Annotated in this window: 3 tRNA genes; all 3 read left to right on the forward strand. The window is 41.8% G+C overall.

Features of this window, described 5'->3' with window-relative positions:
- Nucleotides 1-18 precede the first annotated feature (18 nt).
- Nucleotides 19-92 (forward strand) — tRNA-Met (locus tag AAHB12_RS31280).
- 10 nt (nt 93-102) lie between these two features.
- Nucleotides 103-173 (forward strand) — tRNA-Gly (locus AAHB12_RS31285).
- A 5-nt stretch (nt 174-178) separates the two neighbouring features.
- Nucleotides 179-255 (forward strand) — tRNA-Ile (locus tag AAHB12_RS31290).
- Nucleotides 256-507 lie beyond the last annotated feature (252 nt).

A 507-nucleotide genomic window follows, 5' to 3' on the forward strand; every position in this document is an offset into this window, starting at 1 on the left:
TTATCTTCATTATATCATGGCGGTGTAGCTCAGCTGGCTAGAGCGTACGGTTCATACCCGTAAGGTCGGGGGTTCGATCCCCTCCGCCGCTACTATAAAAATGCGGGTGTAGTTTAATGGTAAAACCTCAGCCTTCCAAGCTGATGTCGTGAGTTCGATTCTCATCACCCGCTTTTGTGGGCCTATAGCTCAGCTGGTTAGAGCGCACGCCTGATAAGCGTGAGGTCGATGGTTCGAGTCCATTTAGGCCCACCATACATTCTTCAATAGTTCAACCGAAGGACAATCGTCTGTAATCAGTAGGAATGAGATTGAAGCGTACATTATTGTGCAGCCAGTCAAACTGTTTACTGTAAACTTCCTTTTAAAAGGTATTGCATATATAAGAATGGCATGGTATATTATTTTCTGCTGTTAATGAAACATACAGCAAAAAAAATAAAAAAACATGTTTACAAAACAGAACATGTTTGGTATATTAAGAAGGTCGCTTTTGAGCGGTAAACA

The sequence above is a fragment of the Bacillus sp. OTU530 genome, assembly GCF_038440375.1.